This window comes from Sedimenticola hydrogenitrophicus, from assembly GCF_029017505.1.
GTDB classification, from domain to species: Bacteria; Pseudomonadota; Gammaproteobacteria; order Chromatiales; family Chromatiaceae; genus Sedimenticola; species Sedimenticola hydrogenitrophicus_A.
The window spans coordinates 1-668 of record NZ_JAQGEI010000113.1; the positions used below are offsets into that span (position 1 = coordinate 1).

The 668-nt window shown below is 61.7% G+C and carries 1 protein-coding gene; it reads left to right on the forward strand.

The window, feature by feature from the left end; all coding sequences use genetic code 11:
- Positions 1 to 668, forward strand: a 668-nt coding sequence (locus O9K64_RS23495) for a Mu transposase domain-containing protein (RefSeq protein WP_335342357.1), incomplete at both ends; no start/stop codon positions are given.

Consider the following 668-nt stretch of genomic DNA (forward strand, 5'->3'; position numbering starts at 1 on the left):
GAGTATCACCGTACGCGAAGCCTTCGGACAGGAGCGCAGGCAACTGATCGGATTGCCGGATAATCCTTATCCGTGCGACGAACGTCTCGAGGCGAGTGTCGGCAAGACCCCGTACGTTCGCTTTGATCTCAATGACTACAGTGTGCCGCACACGCAGGTACGACGCACCTTGACGGTGCTGGCCTCACTGAACCAGGTGCGGGTACTCACAGGCACTGAGGTGATCGCCGAACATCCACGCGCCTATGGCAAGGGCGAGCAGATCGAAGATCCAGCCCATCTCGACGCGCTGGTCAGCGCCAAACGCGCCGCGCGTCATCATCGCGGCCAGGATCGACTGGCACAGGCCGCCCCATCCAGTCGTGCGCTGTTACAACAGGCCGCAGACCGCGGCACCCCGATGTCACGTGCTACCGCCGAGTTGGTGCAACTGCTCGATGACTACGGCGCGGATGAACTCGAGCAGGCCATCGCCGAGGCGCTCAACAATGATGTACCCCATCCCAGCGGTGTGCGGCAAGTACTCGAACGCCGGCGTGAGCTACGCGATCGACCGCCACCGATCACGCTGACGCTGCCCGACAATGATAAGGCGCGCAACATCGTTGTGCGTGCACCTTCGTTGGCGCTCTATGACCAACTCAACCCCGATACCGATGATGACCCTG